The sequence below is a fragment of the Streptomyces antibioticus genome (assembly GCF_002019855.1).
GTDB classification, from domain to species: Bacteria; Actinomycetota; Actinomycetes; order Streptomycetales; family Streptomycetaceae; genus Streptomyces; species Streptomyces antibioticus_B.
On sequence record NZ_CM007717.1, the window covers coordinates 1,106,258 to 1,126,262 of the forward strand.

Sequence of the window (20,005 nt, forward strand, 5' to 3'; positions counted from 1 at the left end):
ACGCGGGAGCCGAGGTAGAGCTTGCGGTACCCGGACAGCTCCCCGGTCAGCTTGCCGCCCCTCACCTGGGCGCGGACCACGTCTTGGATGAGGGCGAGCCCCAGGTCCCGCATGTCGCCCGGGGCGGCCAACAGGTCGTTCAGCGCGTCGGGGTGGATGGACAGCCCGAACGCCGCCGGAGGCTGCGGTGGGTGTGTCACGTGGCGGCCCCGACCGGCGAGGATCCGGCATCGTCCTGCTGGGCTTCGGCATCGCGGCCTACGGACTTCGCGGACGGGCCCGGGCCGCGCAGCAGGCGGTGCTCCGGACGCTCCGGGTCGGTCTGGCAGGCACTGAGGGGGCCACCGGGGGCCCGGACGTAGGCCAGGCAGTGGGTGAGATAGTCCCGGTGCCACACGGCCATGCCGCTGAGGCCAGCCTCGGGGTCCTTGTGCTGCTGGTAGGCCAGCCACAGCGCGTGCAGCCACGCAACGACGTCGAGGTGTTCCTGCCACTGGTCGCACCACGGTGCGGCGGTGGTGACCTCGGCGCCGTAGACGTCCATGAGGTGGTCGTCCACCCAGTCGGTGAGCGCGGCCAGTTCGTCCTCGAACTCCTCGCCCTCCAGCTCCAGGATCGGCTTGGGGTCCGGCGGCGGGGCCGGGGCGGCGTACGAGGGCATGCCGGGGAATCCCGCGAAGGGCATGCTCGCGGCCATCGGGTCGGCCGGCGGGGCGGAGGCCAGCGTGTCGATCAGGCGGGCCTGCTCGGCCGACTGGTCCAGGAGCTTGCGTACGGACGCCTCGATCGATTCGAGGTCGCCTTCCGGCAGACGGATCGGCTCTATTTCCCCGCCATGACGGGGCTCAGCAGATTCGGACACGAAAAGGGTTCTCCTTGCAGCCGGGGCCGTGGAATCAGTGGCTCCGATGGTCCGGAGAATCCCCGGTTTCGGAAACCGGGGATCTGCCGCTATATTCCGCCCCGCCGCAATCTGGCCGCTGATGCGGTCCGGTCAGGAGGTCAGGTCGAAATCGTCCTGGGAATGCACCTGCTGGAGGGTCTCGGTGAGCCGGTCGGAGGCGACGGCCGCGTACTGGCTGGTCTTCTCGATGCCGATGAAGCTCCGGCCCTCCAGGAGGGCTGCGACCCCGGTGCTGCCCGATCCGGCGCAGAAGTCGAGCACGGTGCCGCCAGGCGGGGCGATCTTCACCAGCTGCCGCATCACCTCGACGGGCTTCTGCGTGATGTGCCGGCGTGCCTTGCCCGAGGGCTGCGAGGCGCTGAACATCCCCGGCAGGTAGACCGGGTTCGCGGAGGCGTCGATCTTGCCCTTCGCGCCCCAGACGATGTACTCCGTGTCCTGGCGGAACTTGCCCTTCTGCGGCCTGGCCTGCGGCTTGTGCCAGGCCAGGAGGCCCAACCACAGCCATCCGGCCGCCTGGAAGGCATCCGTCGTGGCCGGCAGCTGGCGCCAGTCGGTGAACAGCAGCCCCGTGCCGCCAGGCTTCGTCACCCGGTGGGCCTCCGTCATGATCTGCGTCAGCCAGAGCGTGTACGAGCGCTGGTCCATGTTCTCGCCGGTGAAGTCCGGCAGGGCGTGCTGGGCGTCCGCGGAGACGTACTTCTGGCGGGCGGAGCGGCTCGTGCGCTCCTTCGCCGTCCGGCCGCCGGAGTTGTACGGCGGGTCGGTGATGACCGAGTCGGCGCAGCCGTCGGGCAGTGTCGCGAGCACGGTCAGTGCGTCGCCCTGGTGGAGGGAAAACGACAAAAGGGGACCCCAATTCGATGAGGGATGCGGGTGGAAGGCTCCGGACCGCGCAGGGGCTCACGGCAGTACAAGCCGGTGGTGCGCGGGGAGGCCCAAACTGTAGGTCACAATCCCCGGTTGGGAAGCATCACGGGCCAGGAAGCCTGGAATCTCGCGGATTTCGGCGGCGATTTCGGTGACCGGGGATTCGGGCTTACTGTCGTGTCACTGCCCGGCGGACACCGCCGATGGCGTACCCCTTCCCCCTTTTCCCTTTCCCGCAGGAGGCCCCTGTGTTCCGTCCGTGACCCCGCACGCGGCCATCACCGCCGCCCCGTCGCTCCCCGCCCGCCGCAGACCCTGACACGGAGGCCGCCCATGTACCGCCCCTGCTGACCTCGCCCGTATCCCCGTAACTCCGCAGGACCTGGAGGTCCCTCTGATGTTCCGCCCGTAACCCCACTGCCCTGGTGCGCGAGGCAACGCCCACCGGCACACCCAGATCCCTCTCGGCTTCCCGCCCCGCACCTGTTCCAGGAGTTCGCTGATGTTCCGCCCGTAAGACGCCCCCGCATCCCCCTTCTTCACCAGCCCGCGGCTGCGGGCCGATCCCTGCAACTTCCTGGAGGCACGCCCATGTTCCGCCCGTAACTCCCCTCGTCCCGCCGGGTGCGTGAGGCAACACGCACCCGGGCCGGGGCCCCTTCGCCCGCCTCCACCGCTCCGGCCGCACGGCCTTTCCCCTTTCACACCGTGCGGCCGGGGCCCGCCCCCGAGGACCTCACCGTGACCCGTTCCTCCCCATCCCCACGTAACATCCCTGCGGCCCGCCGACCGGAGGCCGCCCGGGAGTGAAAGGCATCGCCGCCGCGATCGGCGCGCTCTGCCTCTCCCCCTTCCTGCTGGCCGGCACCGCTGTGTTCGCCGCAGCCGCGAGCGACTCCTCGGGCCAGGGCACCTCCTGCTTCACCAAGTCGGTCGACACCGATGCCGTACGGCGCCAAGTCGCCTCGGTTCTCGGTGGATCCGGCGCCCAGAAGGTCCACGTCGATGGCCTTGACCTGCCGGACGAGCAGATACCTCACGCCCGCACCATCGTCGCCACCGGCATCTCGCTCGAAGTACCCGAGCGCGGCCAGGTCGTGGCCCTGGCCACTGCCATTCAGGAAAGCCGCCTGCGCAACCTCGGCTACGGTGACCGCGACTCGCTGGGCTTGTTCCAGCAGCGGCCCAGCCAGGGGTGGGGCACTGCCGCCCAGGTCCGCGACCCCGTCTACGCCAGCACGAAGTTCTACCAGGGCCTGCTGAAGGTCCCCGGCTGGCAGCAGATGACGATCACGCAGGCCGCGCAGGCCGTCCAGCTGAGCGGCTTTCCCGACGCGTACGCCCAGTGGGAGCCTCTCGCCCGCGCGCTGCAGCAGGCCATCGCCCCGACGCTGAAGGATTCCCGGCCGCCCGCCGAAGGCCAGACCCCAGGACTCCCGGCCACAGACCCGTGCGCCCCGGGCGACGACGGCAGCGGCTCCGGACCGATCCCCGAAGGGGCCGTCCCCAAGGGGTATTCGATCCCCGCCGACGCCGATCCCCGCGCCAAGACGGCCATCACGTGGGCCATGAACCAGCTCGGCACCCTCTACCAGTGGGGCGGCTCCTGCCTCGCGCCCCACGGCCCGGACCCCATGGGCCGGTGCGACTGCAGCTCGCTGACCCAGCAGGCGTACAAGAAGGCCGGGATCACCCTGACCCGGACCACGTACACCCAGGTCAAGGAAGGCAACGCCGTCCCGCTGAACCAACTTCGCCCCGGCGACCTGGTGTTCAGCCGCGGCACCCCCGCCGTCCCCGAGCACGTCGGCATCTACGCCGGCCATGGCTACGTCATCGAGGCCCCGCGCACCACAAAGCCGGTCCGCTTCAGCACCCTCGCGGATTACGCCGCCCACAGCGCGCGCCGTCTCCCGTGACACCGGTCCGCCCGGCCGGCCCTTGAGGCACCGGGCGGACCGGACCACCTTCGCGCCGCAGAGCGCCCCTTCCCCCTCCCCCCTTTCTTCCTGTTCCCCGGCAGGGCCCGTCGTGTCCTGCGCATGCAAGGAGCGCACCCCCATCTCCCCCGCCAACCTCACCCCACCCCTGTCCGAACGCCTCACCCTGCTTGCCTACGATCCGGGGGTCTCGCCCAAGGGCGGCGGCCTGCCCGGCCTCGAAGTCCTGCGCACCGTCGTCAACTCGATCAACCTCTTCGGCATCGTCGCAGTGGTCGGCGCGCTCGCCGTCAGCCTCGGCGTGTGGGCCTGGGGCCACCACTCCGGCGGCCACCAGGCCGAAGCCAACGGCAAGAAGGGCGCCGTGGTATCCGCAGCCGCCGCCCTCGGCCTGGGCGCGGCCAACGGCATCGTCGCGTTCTTCAGCGCCCTCGGCTCGCAGGTCCACTGATGAGGAAACGTTCCCTCGACGCTCTCGGCCTCGGCTGGCAGCCGCCCCGGCGCGTCATGCTCGCCGCCGGCGTCCTGGCCGCGCTGCTCGTGCTGGCCGGCGCCGCCGCCTGGTGGACAGGCCGCGGCCAGACCACCGACGCGTCCGCCCCGCACACCGGGACCTCGGCATCGCCGAAGAGCACCTCGGCCCCCGTGCCGAAGCCGCCCCCGGGAGGATCCAAGGTCGCTGGTCCGCCGCCGATCGCCGACCCGCTGGCCTTCGCCCGGGCGAGCGCGGTGATGCTGTGGACCTTCGACGCTCGCACCACCAGCCGCGACGACCAGCTCGCCGGCATGCACACCTGGATGACCAGCGAAACCGCATACGCGGACTGGGACTCCGTCCAGGCCCAGATTCCCGACCCCCTCCTGTGGTCCCGGCTCAAGGACAACGCCCAGCACGCCAGCGCCACCACCTCCGAGGCGCACTTCCCCTCTGCGTTCAAGCAGGCCCTGGCCGAGAACCCGCAGGCGATCACCGAGGCCTACATCTACGCCGTCACCGTCCGCGGCAAGACCCAACTCGCCTGGAACGGCGGCGGAGGCGGCGCCGAGGACCGCCAGATCACCCTCGCCGTCCAGTGCCGCCCCGGCAAGGACTGCCGCCTGGTCGCCGTAGCCCCACGCGTCGCCCCGTAGCCCTTCCCCCCTCCCCGAAAGGACGCCCGCGTGGGCTTCTGTGACCTGCCCGTCGCCGGCAAACTCTGCACGGTCGGCGACGTGATCGACTTCGCCTCCGACCCCGTCGGCGCCATCGGGGACTGGATGGCCAAGTCGGCCGGCGACCTCGCCGCCGCCGCGGCCGACCTCGCCGCGAAGGCCATCAACCGGACCACCGACATCGACCTCGGTGCCGGCTGGTTCCGCGACAACTACGAGACGATCCTGCCCATCGGCCTGCTCCTGCTGGTCGCGACGTTCTGCGCCCAACTCGTACGGGCGGCCATCAAACGCGACGGCCAGGCCCTGACCCAGGCCGTCACCGGCACAGCCTCCGGCGTGCTGTTCGCGTTCTGCGCCATCGCCTTCACCACAGTGGCCCTCGAAGTCGTCGACGCGCTGTCCGACGGGCTTTTCAAGGCATCGGGGACAGACATGTCCACGGCTGTGCGGCGCCTCGTCAAGATCTCCCAGATCGGAGCCATCGCGGGCATGGGCTGGCTCGTCGCCGTCGTCGCCGCCTGCGCGAGCGCGATCGGGATGTTCCTCTTCTGGGGCGTGATGATGGTCCGCAAGGTCGGCATCCTGATCTTGGTGACCCTCGCGGTCTTCGCGGGAGCCGGCGGCGGCTGGGAGGTCGCCCGCCGCTGGCGTCGCGGCTGGATCGAAGCCACCGCCACGCTCGTGGTGTCGAAGCTGCTGATGACGATCATCTTCGTGCTCGGCATCGCGGCCATGAGCAAGACCGAAGCCAAGGACGGCGTCGCCGCCCTCGCCGACATGGCGGCAGGCATGGTGATCATGCTCCTGGTGCTGCTCTGCCCGTACATGGTGTTCAAGTTCGTTCACTGGGCGAGCGAAGGCACGGACGGCGAGTCGATTCACCGAGCCGGTGGCGCAGGCGCCCAGATGGCCCGCCAGCACGCCGAGAACGCCGGGCGCAAGGCCGCTTCCGCAGCAGCCACTGCGGGCACCGGCGGCGCGGCGGCCGGCGCCGGGGCCGCGGGCGGCACTCAGGCCGCAGGCGGCGGAGGCTTCCCCGGCGACATCGCCGCCAATCCCACCGGCGGAATGAGCATGGACAAGGGCGACTCCGGCAGCGACAGCTCCGGAGGCGGCTTCCGCGACCTCATGGAGCAGTCCGGCACCCCACAGACCCCCAACAGCACAGGTCAGGGCGCCGGTCAGGACAGCGGTCCGCCGAACTGGGGCGGCGGGGGCGGCCAGCAGGGCGAGTGGAGCAGCAGCGCTCCCTCCGATCCGATGCCTCCGGCCCACGGAGCCCCCTCCGCCGGTGACAGCACCCAGTCCGGCTCGCCGACCGGCCTGTAACCCCACCAGCCCCGCCCGGGGCAGGGCCCGCCCTCTTCACCGCGCGCCCTGCCCCGGCCCGACCCGACCCGGACCCGAACCTTGTCTTCCGAAGTTCTCCCCCTCACCGTCAAGTTCCCCCACCGGTCCCGGCGCGGCATCCTGCTGGGCCTCAGCCTCCCCCAGCTCGTTCTCGTCTCCTCTGCCCTCGCGCTCCTCCTGGTCACCGTGGTGACCTCCGGTCTGATGGGCGCCGTCGTCCTGGCCCCCCTGTGGATCACCACCGCCGTCCTGGTCGGAGTCCGGCGGGAGGGCCGGTCCCTGATCGACTGGGCGCCGCTCGTCGCCCGGTACGCCCAACGCCGCCGGAGTGGGCAGACGGTGTGGCGGGCCCGGCCAGTCTCCCGGCCCCAGGTCGAAGGGCTGCTCCACCTGCCCGGAACGACCGCGTCGCTCCGGGTGGCCACCTCCGCATCCGGCGCCGCCGCCGTCCACGACCCCCACCGGCAGACCCTGACCGCCGTCGCCAAGGTCAGCTCCCGCGCCTTCGCCCTGCTCGATCCCGCCACCCAGAACAGCAACGTGTCCGCATGGGGCCGGGCGCTCGCGGGCATCGCCCGCACCGGGCACGTCGCCACCGTCCAGGTCATGGAGCGCACCGTCCCAGACTCCGGCGACAGCCTCGCCCGGCACTGGGCCGAGCACGGCAACCCCCAGGCCCCCGTCGCCGGACAGATCTACTCCGCGCTCGTCGAATCCGCCGGGCCCGCCGCCGCCCCGCACGAGGCGTACCTCGCCATCGCCCTGGACCTCAAAGCCGCCAAGCGCCTGGTCAGTCAGGCCGGCGGCGGGCTCGACGGTGCCTTCACCGTCATGGCGCAAACCACCGCGTCCGTCGCCCAGGCCGCCCGCACCGCCGGCCTCACCGTCACCGGATGGCTGGGCCCACGGGAGATCGCAGCCGTGCTGCGCACCGCCTACGACCCCGCCTCCACCGCCCGCCTCCAGCAGTGGTCCTCCACCGGCCGCGCCGAGGCCGACCCGGCCGCCGCCGGCCCCGTCGCCCAGGTCGAGGAAACCGACCGGGTGATCACCGACTCCGCCCGGCACACCACTTACTGGGTCGAGAACTGGCCCCGGACCGAAACCCACGCCGGATTCCTGCACAACATCATGTTCAGCACCGGTGTGCGGCGCACCTTCTCCCTCATCTACGCCCCCCAGGGGATCGACTCCGCCCTGCGCGACGTCCAGCGCCGCAAGGCCGCGATCATCGCGGACGCCTCTGAGCGCCGCCGCCGCGGCCAGGTGGAGTCCGAGGCGGACAACGTCGAGTACGCGGACGTCAAGACCCGCGAGAAGCAGCTGATCTCCGGCCATGCGGACGTCGCACTGACCGGGCTACTCACCGTCTCCGCCGACACCGACGCCCACTTGGATGCCGCCTGCGCGCAGATCGAAACGGCTGCCGCCGGCGCCCAGGTCGACCTGCGGCGCTTGATCTACCAGCAGACGGACGCCTTCACCGCCGGCGCTCTCCCGCTGGCCCGCAACACCCTCTAACCCGCCCGCCCGCCATCTTGGCGCCCATCCCCCGCGAGAAGCCCTTGTCACCTGACGACCGCAGCGACGCCCTCCCCACGAGCGACGCCCACCCGTATCTGCGGGCGGCCACCGCCGGCCTGCGCCACCACACGCGCACCCTCACCGCACAGACGTCCGCCGGCGAGAGCGCCCGGCCCGCCGACCGGCCTCACCTCGACAGCCTGCACGCCCACCTCACCGCCCTGCACCGGCTGCTGGACCAGATCGCTGAACGCACCCGGCCCGAACGCCTCGCCTCCGGGCGGCACCTGGCCACCGCCCACGCCCGTCTGTGGCAGGCAGCCGACGCCGTCCACGCGGCGTTCCACCTGCTGCCCGCCGCAGCCCCCGGCGGCAGCGACTGCCACCCCGAGCGGCTCCCGGAAGGCCCGCCCGTGCTGACCATCTGCCAGCGCCACCTGGCCGCCTCCCACGCCATACGGCGCAAGACCACGGCCGCCGACCTCGCCGCCCCGGCGTCCTGAAACACCCCCGCCCCGGAATCGAGCGAGCACCGTTGTCCCACCGCCGCGCCAGCGCGACCCCCCTGTTCACCCCGCACAACATCGACCGCGCCCAGCGCCGGGCCCTTCGCAAGCAGACGGCCCGCGCCGAAGCCCGCGCCCGCAGCGCCGCCGGCACCGACGCTCAACAGCACCCCATCGAGGCCGCCTACCCCGATGCCGTGTACCCGCTCGCCGGGCGCCCCGGCCCCGCGTCCGCCCGCGGCAGCCGCCTCAAACTCCCCGCCCACCGCATGACCACCGCCGTGGCCAGCGCCGCTTATCCCTTCCTCGCCGAAGGCGGGCTCGGCGCCGACGGCATCTATATCGGCCGCGACCTGCACGCGGAAGGCAGTTTCACCTTCGACCCGTTCAGCCTGTACGGAAAAGTGGAGGGGTTCACCAACCCGAACCTGTTGCTCGCGGGGGTGATCGGGCAGGGCAAGAGCGCCCTGGCCAAGAGCCTGGCCCTGCGGTCCGTCGCCTTCGGGTACCGGGTGTACGTCCCGTGCGACCCGAAAGGTGAATGGAGCGCGGTGGCCTCCGCCCTGGGCGGCACGTCCATTGCACTGGGGCCGGGGCTGCCCGGCAGGCTCAACCCGCTGGACGCGGCACCCCGGCCACAGTCCGTACCGGAGGCGGAGTGGGAAGGCGAGGTCCGCAAACGCCGTCTGCTGCTCCTCGGCTCCCTGGCCCGCACCGTCCTGGGCCGGGACCTGCTCCCCATGGAGCACACCGTCCTCGACGTCGCGCTCGACGCCGCCGCAGCCCGGGCAGCGGCCAGTGGCCGGCCCCCGCTGCTCGGCGACATCGCCCACGCCCTCGCCGACGGGCCCGGCCTCGACCTCGCCGGCGGTCTCCTGGCCGGACGGCTCGGGGAGGCCGCCCGCGACCTCGCCCACGCCATGCGCCGCCTGGTCTTCGGAGACCTGGCCGGAATGTTCGACGCACCCTCCACCAGCGCCTTCAACCCGTACAGCCCGATGCTGTCCATCGACCTCTCCCGCCTCGGCGGCAGCGACGACACCGCCCTCGTCCTGGCCATGACGTGCGCCTCGGCCTGGATGGAAGCCGCACTCACCGACCCATACGGCGGCCGACGGTGGGTGATCTACGACGAGGCGTGGAGACTGATGAGGCATCCGGCCCTCCTGATGCGCATGCAGGCCCAGTGGAAGCTCTCCCGCGGCCTGGGCATCGCCAACGCCATGGTCATCCACCGGCTGTCCGACCTGCTGACCGCGGGCGACGCCGGCAGCCAAAGCCGCGCACTGGCCGAGGGGTTGCTCGCCGACTGCAGCACCCGCGTGATCTACCGCCAGGAGACCGACCAGCTGCACGCCGCCGCCGGACTCCTCGGACTGACCAGCGTCGAAACCGCAGCGCTGTCCCACCTCAGCCGTGGCCGTGGCCTGTGGAAGGTGGCTGGCCGGAGCTTCGTGGTCCAGCACCAGTTGCACCCCGCCGAGCTGCAGCTTTTCGACACAGACGCCCGCATGCACTGACCGCAGAAACGTTCAACCAACCCGGGAACCCATGTCTTCAGCACGCGCCGACCTGTCCCTGTTCGCCTCCGCGCTCGCCGCCCGTCTCCCCGGGCAGTGGACGAGCAACTACCGGCTGCACCTCACCTTCGAAGACCAGTGCGCCACCATCGACCGTCTCTGGGACCGCGGTCACGTCGAGTACATCGTCAGCCAGTACGTCCTGGGTCACGAGGCCGTCCTCCACGGTCCGGACGGCCAGCACCTCTACGTCACCGACCGGCCTTTGCGGCCACGCCAGTTCGTCGTCGCTCCGCTGGGCCCCGACGTCGAGCCGCACCACTTCGTGGGCATCGAGGAACCCAACGGGATCGCGGTCCCCAACGATCCCGTCCGGGCCGCGGCCCACATCGCGCGGCGGCTGCTGCCCCGCTACGAATCCGCCCGCGACGCGGTGCGCCGCAGCCTCGTCGACCGGCCCGAACCCCCGCACCGCAAGGCCCCGCCGCAGGTCGACCGAACCCTCACCCTGACCTGGTACGAGGACGGGGTGGTCGGGGCGCCGTACAAGGACGTCCTGGAGGAAGCCAGGGAAGTGCTGTACGTCCACGGATTCCAGTACGTGCCCCACCAAGCCGCGTTCCTCCTCCCCGCCTCCTACGGCGAGGCCGACCGCGCCGTACGCATCCAGGCCGTCGCCCTCCGGCTCGCCGAGCACGGGATCGGCGTGAACCTGCGTCACGCCACGCCCACAGCCACGCTCCCGCCCCGCCCACCGGCCGTGGCCCGGCCTGTCCCCGCACTGCCCGCAGCCCCTGCCGCCCGCGCCCGCTGACCACCTGCACGAAGGAAACCGCAATCAGCACCCGCAGCTTCATCGCCCGCCCCACCGGTACCGGCTACGAGGGCATCTACTGCCATTACGACGGCTACCCCGACCATCAGCTCCCCCTCCTGCTCGGCGCCGCCCGCTACCGCTTCGGCAGTGACCTCGACGCCCTTCGCCGGCACCTCATCGATGGACCCCACGACTGGAAGCAGCTCGGCATGGACCTCCTGGACGGTGCGCCCGACAACGTCCGGGAGCGCCTCGACCCCCACGGCGACCGCGGCCCAAGCGCACCCTTCGACAACGTCTTCAACGTTGACGGCACCCCCGCGAAACCGATCCCGGTCACCGACGCCAACGCCGATGCCATGGGCCTGGAATGGGGCTACGTCCTGCACGACCACGGCATCGAGGTCATCGCCCTGACCTGGTACGACATCGGCCCCATCGTGCCCTGGGACACCGACCCCCTCTCCCGGATCTCCGGCACCCTCTCGCTATGGGACTCGAACCGGCCCGTACCCATCCAGGCTCCCGCCACCCCACTGAAGATCACCAAGCCGGTCGCCCCTGCACCAGCACCCGCCCGATCGCGGATCACCCGCTGAACGCCCCGCCCATAGGCCGCACTCCGGAGAAGTCTCTGTCCGCCCCGCAGATCACCGTCGTCATCGCCACCCAGCTCCGCCCCGAGCGCCTGCCCTACCTGCAGGAGATGCACGCCAGCCTCACCCGGCAGACCGTGCCCTGGGAGGCCATCCTCGTCCTCGACGGCGCCGACCCCGCCCTCGTACCTGCACCGATCACCGCCGACTCACGCATCCGTACCCTCGCCCTGCCCCGCCCGGTCGGCGCCGCCTGCGCCCGCAACCTCGGCCTGAACGAGGTACGCACCGAATTCGTGAACTGGGCCGACGACGATGACGTCTTCCCCGACTGGAGCCTGGGCGTACGCCTGGAGACCTTCACCGACGAGCTCGGGTGGGTCGCCGGATACAGCGAGGACTGGCTGCCCGACGGCTCACGGCGCGTGTGGGAATGCCCGGCCCCGCCCGGCTACCACGCCGCCGGCGACGTGGTGACGTACTGGCCCCGGCCGCAGGACACCATCCCCGTCGGGCCGACGACCATCTTGGCCCGCACCCGCCTGGTCCGGGCGGCGGGCGGCATGGGCGGCCTCGTCCAGGGCGAGGACTACATGGCGGCCGTCGGCGTCACCGCACTGGCCCCCGGCGTGCTCCTCCCGCTACCCGTCTACCGGTACCGCAAGCACGACGGGCAGATGACCCGCGGCAAGCAGTACGAGGAGCTGGAGCTGGCCGCCCGCCGCCATGCCCACGCGTTCGGACACGGCCTGCGCAACGCCATCACCAGCCGGGCGTGAGCATGGACGACCGCACGACGCCCCGTTCCAGGGGCCTGGCACAGATCATCCTCGCCCTCAGCCCGGCCGACGGCCTGGTCGCCATCCCCCTGGGCGAGCAGTACCGGTGGGCCAACACTGCCCTTCAGCTCACGCCCGGATTCGAGCGGCGCCCCGACGGCACGTACGCCCTGCGCGACGTGGACACCGCCGAACCCGTTCTGCGTGCCCTCGCAGAAACCGCGCGCCGACACCGCGTCCACCTCTTCGGCGGCCCCCGCCCCTACCTGGGCGACTACGCAACCGCGCTGGCCGACGGCCTGCCCGGGACGTGGACGGTGAAGGTCGAGGTCTACGCCCACCCGGTGTGGCAGGAAGACCTCGTCCCCCTCCTGTGGGACGCGGGCGAACTCATCGACTCCGTGAAGCACATCCGCATCCCGTACGCCGCCCAGCTCACCAACGGCGCCGGCATCGAACTCCTCCTGGTCGAACGGCCCGGCAGCGCCCACGAGTACCTGCTCGGCGCCTTCGCCAGCGCCACCTTCGACGACAAATACGCCGACCCGCACGCCCCCCGCTCGATCGTGCTGCCTTCCGACGCGGCCCATGCCGCCGGCCTGGTCACCGGCACATTCCTGCCCTCGTACGAGCAGGCCGTCCACGAACGGCTCCTGGCCGCCATCGAAGCAGCACACGGCAGGCTCGAGGAACTCCATGCGGCGTGGACCGCAATCCAGCAGTCCGGCCGCTACAGCGACGGCACCCGCCTCGACCCGGCCACCCTCGGACACACCGAGCAGCAGTACCTCGAAGAGAGCTCCGTGGAGTGGCGCCGCCTGCGCCCCCACGCCGCTGATCTCCTCTCCCGTGTGCGCCCTGTGGCGGACGCCGAGGACTCCGCCTCCCTGGACCGCCTCCACCAGCTCCTTCACCCGGACGCGGCGTCCTCCACGTGGCCGGCGCCAGCGTCCTCGCCTGCCGCCCTACCGCCCGGCACGGCCGAGACCCTCCGCCGATGGCGGACCGACTCACCGGCCCTGCTGCGGCAAGCCCGCGCCACCCGCCCCGTCGGCCCTGCGACCACGGTCCGGCCTGCGATTCCCGCCGTCGGCAAAGCCCCGCCATCCGCCCTCGAGCGGGCGCCCCGCAGCCGATGACCTCTCCCGACCACCAGGACACCCATGCAACCTCACTTCCACTTCGGGCTGCACCCCGAGCACGGGGTGGTCGCCCGTGCTACCGCGGCCATCACGCCCCACCTAGCCGACTGGTACCTCCAGCACGAGCAGTTCGAGCCCGTCCCCGGCCGACCGGACCTGTACCGGCTCACCCGTCCCGACCAGGACCTGCGGCGCCGGGCCCGGCAGACCGTCCACGATCTCCGCCGCCATGGCTTCACCGTGCACGCGGACCTCTCCCTCGACCCGGCCGTCACCGCAGCGCCTCCCTGCCCGGCCCAGACCAACTGCCTGGCCGAACGACGCGCTCGCATTGCCCAAGCGGCCTCCGCCCGGTCACCGCAGCACCGCGCGGGCGCCAGCCCCCAGGTCACCGCCCCGGCCATGCCCTCCGCCGTCACCCGTTCCTCGACCGTCGCACGGACACGGTGACCATGACCGACACCCCGATCCGCATCAGCGAGGACAGACCCGAAGCAGTCGCTGCCAGCGCCCTCTTCCAGGAGCGGCTCATCGAGGCAGCCTGGGAGCTGCGCTGGGCCCAGGAAGCGTACGAGCCCGGAGAAGTCCTGGAGCCGTTTCCGCGCGTGCTGACCGACGCTCTCGCACGGTTCCTCAACCTGGCCCCCGCCCTCATCGCGTACGTGCGCGGGCCCCAGACCGCAAAGCCTTCGGCCCACGCGGAGCTGCTCCTCGACTACTTCGAGACCTCCCTGGAGCTGGCCCGGCAGAGCGACAGCTACGGCATGGCCTTGTGGTTCGCCGAAGGCGAGCAGCTCATCGGCCTAGCCCAGACCGCCGCCGAGACACCTGCCGCCAGCACCCCGCGCCCCGCACCGGCAGCCGGGCCCGTCCGGGCGCCGGTCTCCACCGCGCTGCCGGCAACGCCCCGTTCCCGCTGACCTCCCACGGAGACACCACTGACTTCCGCCGCCGCAACGATCACGCTGCACCTCAGCCCGGAGGACGGCATCGTTGCCCTTCCCGCCGGGCCCGGCTCCGACTGGGCCCGGGCCGCCCTCGACCTGGCCCGCTTCGACGAGAGCCACGAAGGCATCCACGTCCTGCCCCTGACGGATCCCGTCTCGGCACAGGCGGCGATCGAAGCCCTTTACGGGAACGCCAGCCGATTCGGGATCTCCGTGGATGTCAGCCGTCAGCCCTTCATCGGCGACACTGCCAGCCGTATCGCGCAGGCCCTGGCCGGGACATGGGAGCTGGAGCTCGGCAACCTCCAGCTGCCTGCGTCCGACGCCCGGAACCGTCTGCACCGGGCATGGTCTGCGCCCGACGGTCCGCTGCCGACGGCCACGCGCAGCTACAGCCGGCAGATGCCGGCCGCCGCGTTCCTCACCCATGAAGACGGCCGCGTACTCGTGGTGACGGAACGCCCGTGGGACCACCAGGTTCTCGTCGGCGCAATCGCGCCGCACACCGACTTCCTCGCCCTGGACGTTCCCCAGCCCGCCAGCATCGCCGCCAGCACAGCCCCGGCGGCCGTGGACAAGGTCATCCGGGCCCTGCTGCCTTCCTACGACCGGGCCCTGGTCCAGGCCCATCTGCAGATGATGGACACCACGTTGGCCCGGGTCCACGCTGCTCGCCACACTGCGGAGCACCCCGAGATGCTGCCGCTGGTGCTCTCGCTGCGGGCGCACGCGCCGTACCTGATCCGCCACCTGCGTGCCTCCGGGCCCTGGCCCGCATCCGCGCAATCGGCCGGCGCCCTCGACCGCGCCAGCCGAGCGCTGACTGCCGATCCGGCTGCTGACGACGGGCCCGTGACCGAAGTGCTGGACCGGTGGCTCGAGCACGGCAGGCGCGTGACCGAGATGGTCCGCTCCCTTGATCCGCACGCCGCAGGCCGTTCCCCGAACCGCACCACCGCGCCGCCGGGTCTGCCTCCCCGGCCGCCCAGCACCTCTACGGGCTCGAGTCCGGCCCGGTGACCATCCCAGGCACTTCGCGACGGCACCGACTTGACCCGGCTCGCACGAGTCGCTGTCCGCCCGACATCCCCGTCACCTGCCCGGCGCCCGCGCCCACTGCCGGCTCTGAAACACCCCGACCGATCCCCCTTTCCCCTATTGCAAGGAGTCCTTCATGGCCATCCCCACGTCTTTCGAGATCGTCCACAGCTGTGGACACAGCAACACCGTTGATTTGTCCAGCCGTTCGGCGGATCAGCGCGCCGGATACGCCCGCTGGCTCGCCACCCGGCAGTGCACCGACTGCTGGCGGGCCGATCACCAGGCGGACGCCGCCAGCACGGCCGAGTGGCTGGCCGCCAAGCGCGCAGACGAACAGGCCGCCGCTGCGGACTGGGCAACCCAGTTCGACATGCCGCCCCTGGAAGGGCTCGAAAAGATCCTGGGCTGGGCCGAGCGCACCCGCCACCAGCTGGTGACCCGCGCGTACACCGCGCTAGTCACCGAAGGCTTCCCTGTCAAGTCCAGCGTGTCGAAGGCGTCGGGAAGACGCCGCTGCCACGGAGCCCATGAATCCACACCCCGGTGCAGGACCCGAGAGTGGCAGCGGTCAGCGTCATTGGCTGGGCCCACGCCCTCACCTCGACCGCAGACGACACACGCGCCTCCCTGATGGAGGGACTGCTGCACCGGCCCGGCTTGTGCTCGGGTTGGCATGGCGGTGTGCGCCGGTACGGCGAACGGCTATGGTGGATCAGCTTCGGGCAGTGCCGCTTCGCCGCTGCCGGCTTGGGCCGCAGCGCCGACTCCCCGGTGCCGGTCGGCCACCTCTGCCGCCCCGCTTATGGCCAGGCCGCAGGCGGGCCGCATTGGTTCACGCCCTCAGGCTGACGGGGAAGCAGTCGGGGGTGACGCAGCCGATGATCTGGTGCTGGTCGAGGGGCAGCAGGCGGCTGCTGACCGGCTTGGGTGCCGCGGCTGGGCGGGCGACGTATTCGGCGAGGACGTTGCCCGAGCCGTCGACGACGGTGACGACGGAGGGGACAACGCTGCCGCCTGTGACGACGAGCTGGGGCACCTGGCCTACGTACCGGACGCTGAAGGTGCCCACGTCCTGCGGCGTGACGTCGGCCTGCGCGACCTGGACCAGAGTGGCTTCGCCCTCGGGCTTGATCTCCGTCACCGGGATGCTGCTCACGTCGGGGGAGGCGGGGCCACCCTCGGTTGCCTGAAGCGCCCCGAGGTCGGTGATTTCGGACTGGGGCGTGGTCTCGGACATGTTCTCTCCTTGCGGGCCGGCGCGGTGCCGACCTGGTCAGAGCGTCGCAGGGCGCGGCGTTGTGCTCAGCGACTCCGGGAGGAAAGGCCGAAAACCGGTGACCCGGCGTGAAACCGCGCTGTCCCCGGTCTGTCAGTGGTCAGGCCGGGAGCTCCGGGACGTGTTCGGCCGCGGGTCGCCTTCCAGTCAGGCGGCATGTGCTCGCGCCAGTTGTTCCCCGGAGCGCGCTCCCCCTCAGCGGGGGATTTTGGCGGTGCGCTCGGGGAAGGCCGTGGTGATGTAACGCATGACGGTGTCGTTGGTGATGCCGAACAGGCCCATGAGGTGGAGCGGGTCACCGGTGGCGGTGGCTTCGTCGAGGATCTGGGCCCGGCGGAGGCGGTAGAGGGTGGTTCCTTCGGCGAGGAGCAGTTGCAGGGTGGCCCGGGCGATGGTTTACGAGTTGATGCGTGATAGCGGGTGAGGGCGGGATTGCCTGTCGGAGGCTGTGGTTCACACCTTGGCGGTGCGGCCGGCGATGGCGCGGTAGGTGTCGGACAGGTTGTTCCGGCAGTGGGTGCAGGCCCGAGGCCCTTCCATCGCTTGTGGTCGGCGAGGGCGTGATCCACCCGCCCCCTTCCCTGGCCGCCGTGCCGGGGTCCGCCGGGTTCGTCTGCCTGTCATACCGCAGTCGCACCACCACGGTTGCACAGGCCGGATCTGGTGTCGATCCCCCGTGGGCGGGACAGGGGTTCCGGCCGAAGCTCCCATCCGCGCGCTCCCGCATCCCCCCACCCCTCAAGGCGGGCAAGATCAAAACGGCGATTTCCGGACTTATTTTAGCATTGATGGAAGTATTCGCCAGTTTGCTGTGATCGTCTGCATGCCAAGGGTTGAGTCAAGCATCGATACGACGGAAGGCGAGTTGGGCATGGCGGACTGGGTGAAGGTCACGGGCGGTCTCAGCGCGATCTCGGCGGGGTCCCGGACGACGGTGTGGGGGCTGAACCCCGCCAACGCCATCTGGCGGTACACCAACTACGACGGCTCTCCGTGGATCAACATCCCCGGCGGGCTGAGTGATATCGGGGCGGGCGCGGACGGCACGACGTGGGGCGTCAACGGCGCCAACCAGATCTTCCGGTACGTCGGGGACCAGGACGGCGCCAACCCGTGGAAGAACGTCTCCGGCAGCCTCGTCCGCATTGACGCCGGCTCCAGGACGAACGTGTGGGGGGTGGACTCCGCCGGCGCGATCTACCGGTACACGAACTACGACGCCAATCCCTGGATCAAGATCCCCGGCGGGTTGAGCGACATCGGGGCGGGCGCGGACGGCACGGTCTGGGGCGTCAACGGCGCTAACCAGATCTTCCGGTACGTCGGGGACCAGGACGGCGCGAACCCGTGGAGGAACGTCTCCGGCAGCCTGAAGCGCATCGCAGTGGGCTCCCGGACGAACGTGTGGGGCATCGACCCCGCCGGCATCATCTACCGGTACACCAACAACGACGCCAGCGGCACCAACCCGTGGATCAAGATCCCCGGCCCCAGTCCCGCCACCGACATCGCTGCCGGCGCCGACGGCACCGTGTGGCACGTCAACGGCGCCAGCGAGGTCTACCGGTACACCGGCGACCAGCCGAGCTGATTCCTGCCCTGCCGTTTCGTGCGGGCCCGACGTCCGGGAGGGCAGGGCCCGCACGAGCGCACGGTCACTTCTGCGCCGCGTTCGGCCCGCCCGCCCCGCTCCGCTCACCCTGCCGCAGCCGGGTCCCCTGGGGCGGTCGAAGTCGCCGCTGCCGACCGGGGAAGGCACGGACCGTCTGGACGGCGGCCGACGCTTTCCCCGACTCGCTTACCGGCCCGAACGCGGTGCGCAACCACGGTATCGCGGTCGGGAAGAGCGCCGAGCGGACCGGCGAAGGCCGGCCATTGGCCGCGGTGGCGGACGACGAGCTCGGCGAGGCCCTCGAACCGCTGCGGGGGCAGTTCGGCGGTGAACACCTGCAACACCCGCCGGAGCGCGGTGCTGTCCTCGACGAACTGGTGCACCGAGCACGGCTACGACGGGCCGGCGATTCCGGCCTGGGCGAAGCGGCTGCCGCCGGACCCGCACACCCCGGTGCACTCGAAGAGGGCGATTAGCCACCACACCGCCCCGTATTGGGCCCGGCACAGGCTGGGACCAGCACGAATGCCGCCACTCCTGCCTCACTCGCCTCGGTGAGCAGAGCGCCTGCGAACTGATGCTGATGGCCAGGTGCAGGCACACATTTCAAGCCGTCCCCGCAGGGGATCGCCGAGGCGACCGGCCGGCCCGCGCCTGGCAACAGCAGGCGAAGAGCCTCCCGCGAGGCAGATGCCGGCGAAAGGCCCCGACCCTCGGGTTCGGTACCGGACTCTCCAGCTTCCACAGGCCCGGAATAGGCCGCCCGTGCTGACGGCACCCCGTTGGGATGATCTCGCGCCCGTTCCGCACCAGAGGCCCAGCAGGCGGTTTTACGGTCATGCGACTGCCGCCCGCGCCGTGCGAGCGGTACGAAACGAGAGGACGCGCTGTGATGCCGGCTGCGGCTGCGATGAGTGAGAAGTTCGACTCCCTGTTCGCCTGGTTCGACCAGGACGGCGACGGGCAGCTGTCGGGGGCCGATTTCCAGGCCACGGCCGCGGTGTTCTCCCGGACGGCGCGGCCGGGCGACGATGCCAACGTGAAGGCCATCCACGAGGCGTTCGGCCAGTGGTGGGACCTGCTGGTCGAGCACGCGGACACCGACGGCGACGGACTGGTCTCCCGTGAGGAATTCCGCGTCGTCATGCAGGACAGCGTGACCGCCCCCGCGCACTTCGAGAGCGCCGTGATGCGGATCGCCGACGCGGTGATGGACGCCTTCGACACCAACGGGGACGGCGTGCTGTCCCTGGAGGAGTACGTGCGCCTCTACGACACCCTGGGCGTTCCCCGCGAGGTGTCCGCGCCGGCGTTCGCCCGGATCGACCTGAACGGCGACGGCGTCGTCAGCCACGCCGAGTACCGCAAGGCGATCGTGGAGTTCTACCTCAGCACCGACCCGAGCGCCCCGGGCAACTACCTCCTGGGCCCCCTGTGATCCCCGGTTGTGGGACTCAGCAGCCCGTGTCGGAGATCGTGATGTTCTTCGGGTGGAGCTCCTCCAGATCCCCCCAGAAGCTGAAGGTGACCTTCATGTCGGTGAACGTGAGGGTGTAGGTCCCCGGGCCCCGGCATTCGTACCGCATCCAGGTCTGGACTCTGTCGTACTTGGGCAGGGAGCGGAAGTTCATGGTGCCCTCCTGGAACACCTCACCGTCCTTGCTCACGGTGTACTTGCTCTCGAAGAGGCATTCGTCCGTCGACCAGAGGATCAGGCTCCTGGACTCGCACGTGACGTCGACCAGGGCGACAGTGTTCCCGCTCTGGGTCTTCAGGCAAGGCTCGACCTTCACCCATGCCTTGCCTGACGTCCCGTAGGTCTCCCGTGCCGAACAGACGTTGGGTACCGAGTCTGCCGCTGCGGCCGTATGCGTCGGAGCGATGAAACCGGCTGCGGAAACCACGGCGATGGCCGCAGGCGTAACGAACAGTTGACGTAGAGATCGTTTCATGAACAACCAAACGACCCACGCGATCAACGGACACGACGGGGCTTTCGCCGGGCGACCGGGCTGGTCATGACGCC

The 20,005-nt window shown here is 71.1% G+C and carries 22 protein-coding genes; 18 read left to right on the top strand and 4 right to left on the bottom strand.

Translation table 11 applies throughout. From position 1 onward, the window contains the following. Positions 1-196: 196 nt before the first annotated feature. A complete protein-coding gene (locus AFM16_RS04955) occupies positions 197-862 on the bottom strand; it encodes a DUF4913 domain-containing protein (protein WP_245177640.1) in 666 nt (221 codons plus the stop codon). Between the two features lie 132 nt (positions 863-994). Next, positions 995-1,750: a DNA-methyltransferase gene (locus tag AFM16_RS04960; RefSeq protein WP_078632582.1), complete on the bottom strand. Its 756-nt coding sequence runs from the start codon at positions 1,748-1,750 to the stop codon at positions 995-997. Positions 1,751-2,580: 830 nt separating this feature from the next. On the opposite strand from AFM16_RS04960, the gene AFM16_RS04965 reads away from it, so the two are divergent. The 15 genes from AFM16_RS04965 (at position 2,581) to AFM16_RS05035 (ending at position 15,722) form a co-directional block, all read left to right on the top strand. Then, positions 2,581-3,693 carry a C40 family peptidase gene (locus AFM16_RS04965; protein ID WP_078632583.1) on the top strand — a complete coding sequence of 371 codons (1,113 nt, stop codon included), beginning with the start codon at positions 2,581-2,583 and terminating at the stop codon, positions 3,691-3,693. A 169-nt stretch (positions 3,694-3,862) separates the two neighbouring features. Then, the gene (locus AFM16_RS04970) at positions 3,863-4,165 is read left to right on the top strand and encodes a hypothetical protein (protein WP_370628130.1); all 303 of its coding nucleotides are present in this window, start codon (positions 3,863-3,865) and stop codon (positions 4,163-4,165) included. Further along, a complete protein-coding gene (locus tag AFM16_RS04975) occupies positions 4,165-4,845 on the top strand; it encodes a hypothetical protein (RefSeq protein ID WP_078632584.1) in 681 nt (226 codons plus the stop codon). The genes AFM16_RS04970 and AFM16_RS04975 overlap by 1 nt, the downstream gene beginning before the upstream one ends. Positions 4,846-4,875: 30 nt before the next feature. Next, positions 4,876-6,198, top strand: a complete 1,323-nt coding sequence (locus AFM16_RS04980; RefSeq protein ID WP_078632585.1) for an SCO6881 family protein — start codon at positions 4,876-4,878, stop codon at positions 6,196-6,198. An 81-nt stretch (positions 6,199-6,279) separates the two neighbouring features. Next, a complete protein-coding gene (locus AFM16_RS04985) occupies positions 6,280-7,740 on the top strand; it encodes an SCO6880 family protein (RefSeq protein ID WP_078632586.1) in 1,461 nt (486 codons plus the stop codon). A gap of 44 nt (positions 7,741-7,784) precedes the next feature. Beyond that, the gene (locus AFM16_RS04990; protein WP_078632587.1) at positions 7,785-8,246 is read left to right on the top strand and encodes a DUF6238 family protein; all 462 of its coding nucleotides are present in this window, start codon (positions 7,785-7,787) and stop codon (positions 8,244-8,246) included. Between the two features lie 32 nt (positions 8,247-8,278). Continuing rightward, positions 8,279-9,769: a putative type IV secretion/conjugal transfer ATPase gene (locus tag AFM16_RS04995; RefSeq protein ID WP_078632588.1), complete on the top strand. Its 1,491-nt coding sequence runs from the start codon at positions 8,279-8,281 to the stop codon at positions 9,767-9,769. Positions 9,770-9,800: 31 nt separating this feature from the next. Beyond that, positions 9,801-10,583, top strand: coding sequence for a hypothetical protein (locus AFM16_RS05000; protein WP_078632589.1), 783 nt, complete (start codon positions 9,801-9,803; stop codon positions 10,581-10,583). A gap of 212 nt (positions 10,584-10,795) precedes the next feature. Next, positions 10,796-11,185 (top strand): hypothetical protein, encoded by a 390-nt coding sequence (locus AFM16_RS05005; RefSeq protein ID WP_078632590.1) that lies wholly within the window; start codon positions 10,796-10,798, stop codon positions 11,183-11,185. A 50-nt stretch (positions 11,186-11,235) separates the two neighbouring features. Beyond that, positions 11,236-11,961, top strand: a complete 726-nt coding sequence (locus tag AFM16_RS05010) for a glycosyltransferase (protein WP_280921904.1) — start codon at positions 11,236-11,238, stop codon at positions 11,959-11,961. After that, on the top strand, positions 11,958-13,100 hold the full coding sequence (locus AFM16_RS05015; RefSeq protein ID WP_143648325.1) for a hypothetical protein: 1,143 nt from the start codon (positions 11,958-11,960) through the stop codon (positions 13,098-13,100). Before AFM16_RS05010 ends, AFM16_RS05015 begins: the two co-directional genes overlap by 4 nt. Before the next feature lie 24 nt (positions 13,101-13,124). Next, complete coding sequence (locus tag AFM16_RS05020; RefSeq protein ID WP_078632593.1) at positions 13,125-13,553, top strand: hypothetical protein; 429 nt, start codon at positions 13,125-13,127, stop codon at positions 13,551-13,553. Positions 13,554-13,555: 2 nt separating this feature from the next. Beyond that, the gene (locus tag AFM16_RS05025; RefSeq protein ID WP_078632594.1) at positions 13,556-14,023 is read left to right on the top strand and encodes a hypothetical protein; all 468 of its coding nucleotides are present in this window, start codon (positions 13,556-13,558) and stop codon (positions 14,021-14,023) included. Positions 14,024-14,263: 240 nt separating this feature from the next. After that, a complete protein-coding gene (locus AFM16_RS39280) occupies positions 14,264-15,070 on the top strand; it encodes a hypothetical protein (protein ID WP_078632595.1) in 807 nt (268 codons plus the stop codon). 154 nt (positions 15,071-15,224) lie between these two features. Beyond that, the gene (locus AFM16_RS05035; RefSeq protein ID WP_078632596.1) at positions 15,225-15,722 is read left to right on the top strand and encodes a hypothetical protein; all 498 of its coding nucleotides are present in this window, start codon (positions 15,225-15,227) and stop codon (positions 15,720-15,722) included. Between the two features lie 201 nt (positions 15,723-15,923). On the opposite strand, the gene AFM16_RS05040 is transcribed toward AFM16_RS05035, so the two are convergent. Then, on the bottom strand, positions 15,924-16,328 hold the full coding sequence (locus AFM16_RS05040; RefSeq protein ID WP_078632597.1) for a hypothetical protein: 405 nt from the start codon (positions 16,326-16,328) through the stop codon (positions 15,924-15,926). Positions 16,329-17,238: 910 nt separating this feature from the next. On the opposite strand from AFM16_RS05040, the gene AFM16_RS05050 reads away from it, so the two are divergent. From AFM16_RS05050 to AFM16_RS05060, 3 genes are all read left to right on the top strand, one after another. Next, on the top strand, positions 17,239-17,958 hold the full coding sequence (locus AFM16_RS05050) for a tectonin domain-containing protein (protein WP_078632599.1): 720 nt from the start codon (positions 17,239-17,241) through the stop codon (positions 17,956-17,958). 224 nt (positions 17,959-18,182) lie between these two features. After that, positions 18,183-18,455: a hypothetical protein gene (locus AFM16_RS39855; RefSeq protein ID WP_107419029.1), complete on the top strand. Its 273-nt coding sequence runs from the start codon at positions 18,183-18,185 to the stop codon at positions 18,453-18,455. A 416-nt stretch (positions 18,456-18,871) separates the two neighbouring features. After that, positions 18,872-19,417: an EF-hand domain-containing protein gene (locus AFM16_RS05060; protein ID WP_078632600.1), complete on the top strand. Its 546-nt coding sequence runs from the start codon at positions 18,872-18,874 to the stop codon at positions 19,415-19,417. A 16-nt stretch (positions 19,418-19,433) separates the two neighbouring features. On the opposite strand, the gene AFM16_RS05065 is transcribed toward AFM16_RS05060, so the two are convergent. Further along, the gene (locus tag AFM16_RS05065; RefSeq protein WP_078632601.1) at positions 19,434-19,772 is read right to left on the bottom strand and encodes a hypothetical protein; all 339 of its coding nucleotides are present in this window, start codon (positions 19,770-19,772) and stop codon (positions 19,434-19,436) included. Positions 19,773-20,005 lie beyond the last annotated feature (233 nt).

Excerpts from the sequence above, each read along its gene's own strand:
- AFM16_RS05025 (WP_078632594.1), top strand. The coding sequence starts at position 13,556 with ATGACCGACACCCCGATCCGCATCAGCGAGGACAGACCCGAAGCAGTC.
- AFM16_RS05060 (WP_078632600.1), top strand. The coding sequence starts at position 18,872 with ATGCCGGCTGCGGCTGCGATGAGTGAGAAGTTCGACTCCCTGTTCGCC.
- AFM16_RS05005 (WP_078632590.1), top strand. The coding sequence starts at position 10,796 with ATGGACCTCCTGGACGGTGCGCCCGACAACGTCCGGGAGCGCCTCGAC.
- AFM16_RS05040 (WP_078632597.1), bottom strand. The coding sequence starts at position 16,328 with ATGTCCGAGACCACGCCCCAGTCCGAAATCACCGACCTCGGGGCGCTT.
- AFM16_RS04975 (WP_078632584.1), top strand. The coding sequence starts at position 4,165 with ATGAGGAAACGTTCCCTCGACGCTCTCGGCCTCGGCTGGCAGCCGCCC.
- AFM16_RS05020 (WP_078632593.1), top strand. The coding sequence starts at position 13,125 with ATGCAACCTCACTTCCACTTCGGGCTGCACCCCGAGCACGGGGTGGTC.
- AFM16_RS05050 (WP_078632599.1), top strand. The coding sequence starts at position 17,239 with ATGGCGGACTGGGTGAAGGTCACGGGCGGTCTCAGCGCGATCTCGGCG.
- AFM16_RS05035 (WP_078632596.1), top strand. The coding sequence starts at position 15,225 with ATGGCCATCCCCACGTCTTTCGAGATCGTCCACAGCTGTGGACACAGC.
- AFM16_RS05000 (WP_078632589.1), top strand. The coding sequence starts at position 9,801 with ATGTCTTCAGCACGCGCCGACCTGTCCCTGTTCGCCTCCGCGCTCGCC.